Here is a 1,871-nt window from a genome sequence, read left to right on the forward strand (position 1 = left end):
GGCACGCACGGCGTACTAGACTGCCAGGCTCAACGCCGGGCACCTGCTTATTGATATTCCACCCTTGAGCACCCACCGGAGAACGAATGTCTCCGAGATGGGCATCTCCTGCAAAGCCCGCCTCCAACACTGTGGAAGGACACGGAAAACTCTGAGGTGCTCCTTAGAAAGGAGGTGATCCAGCCGCACCTTCCGGTACGGCTACCTTGTTACGACTTAGTCCCAATCGCCGGTCCCACCTTCGACGGCTCCCTCCCACAAGGGGTTAGGCCACCGGCTTCGGGTGTTACCAACTTTCGTGACTTGACGGGCGGTGTGTACAAGGCCCGGGAACGTATTCACCGCAGCGTTGCTGATCTGCGATTACTAGCGACTCCAACTTCATGAGGTCGAGTTGCAGACCTCAATCCGAACTGAGACCGGCTTTTTGGGATTAGCTCCACCTCACAGTATCGCAACCCTTTGTACCGGCCATTGTAGCATGCGTGAAGCCCAAGACATAAGGGGCATGATGATTTGACGTCGTCCCCACCTTCCTCCGAGTTGACCCCGGCAGTCTCCTATGAGTCCCCGCCATAACGCGCTGGCAACATAGAACGAGGGTTGCGCTCGTTGCGGGACTTAACCCAACATCTCACGACACGAGCTGACGACAACCATGCACCACCTGTAAACCGACCACAAGTGGGGAGCGTATTTCTACGCTTTTCCGGTTCATGTCAAGCCTTGGTAAGGTTCTTCGCGTTGCATCGAATTAATCCGCATGCTCCGCCGCTTGTGCGGGCCCCCGTCAATTCCTTTGAGTTTTAGCCTTGCGGCCGTACTCCCCAGGCGGGGCACTTAATGCGTTAGCTACGGCGCGGAAAACGTGGAATGTCCCCCACACCTAGTGCCCAACGTTTACGGCATGGACTACCAGGGTATCTAATCCTGTTCGCTCCCCATGCTTTCGCTCCTCAGCGTCAGTTACAGCCCAGAGACCTGCCTTCGCCATCGGTGTTCCTCCTGATATCTGCGCATTTCACCGCTACACCAGGAATTCCAGTCTCCCCTACTGCACTCTAGTCTGCCCGTACCCACTGCAGACCCGGGGTTGAGCCCCGGGCTTTCACAGCAGACGCGACAAACCGCCTACGAGCTCTTTACGCCCAATAATTCCGGATAACGCTTGCGCCCTACGTATTACCGCGGCTGCTGGCACGTAGTTAGCCGGCGCTTCTTCTGCAGGTACCGTCACTTTCGCTTCTTCCCTGCTGAAAGAGGTTTACAACCCGAAGGCCTTCGTCCCTCACGCGGCGTCGCTGCATCAGGCTTTCGCCCATTGTGCAATATTCCCCACTGCTGCCTCCCGTAGGAGTCTGGGCCGTGTCTCAGTCCCAGTGTGGCCGGTCACCCTCTCAGGCCGGCTACCCGTCGTCGCCTTGGTGGGCCATTACCCCAACCAACTAGCTGATAGGCCGCGAGTCCATCCAAAACCGCATCAAGCTTTCCACGGACCACCATGCGGTGGACCGTCGTATCCGGTATTAGACCCGGTTTCCCAGGCTTATCCCGAAGTTAAGGGCAGGTTACTCACGTGTTACTCACCCGTTCGCCACTAATCATTTTGTGCAAGCACAAAAGTCATCGTTCGACTTGCATGTGTTAAGCACGCCGCCAGCGTTCATCCTGAGCCAGGATCAAACTCTCCGTAAATGTGTTACAGACACAGCACCGGAGCCAAGGAAAATTGGCTGCACGGTCCTGCACTAAATTCGAAACCAGCTAAAAAAGTCCTCCCAACCCACGGGGTGGGCGGAAGAACCAGTTCAACCAATTAAAATAATTGGTATCAATAAACTTGGCACACTATTGAGTTCTCAAACAACAGA

General features: G+C 55.6%; 1 rRNA gene. It reads right to left on the minus strand.

What is annotated here, in order from left to right:
* Window positions 1–167 precede the first annotated feature (167 nt).
* Window positions 168–1,695, minus strand: a 16S ribosomal RNA gene (locus tag QNN99_RS17405).
* Window positions 1,696–1,871: the final 176 nt, after the last annotated feature.

Origin of the sequence: Arthrobacter sp. zg.Y820 (assembly GCF_030125555.1) — a bacterium.
In the GTDB taxonomy this organism is placed as follows: domain Bacteria; phylum Actinomycetota; class Actinomycetes; order Actinomycetales; family Micrococcaceae; genus Arthrobacter_B.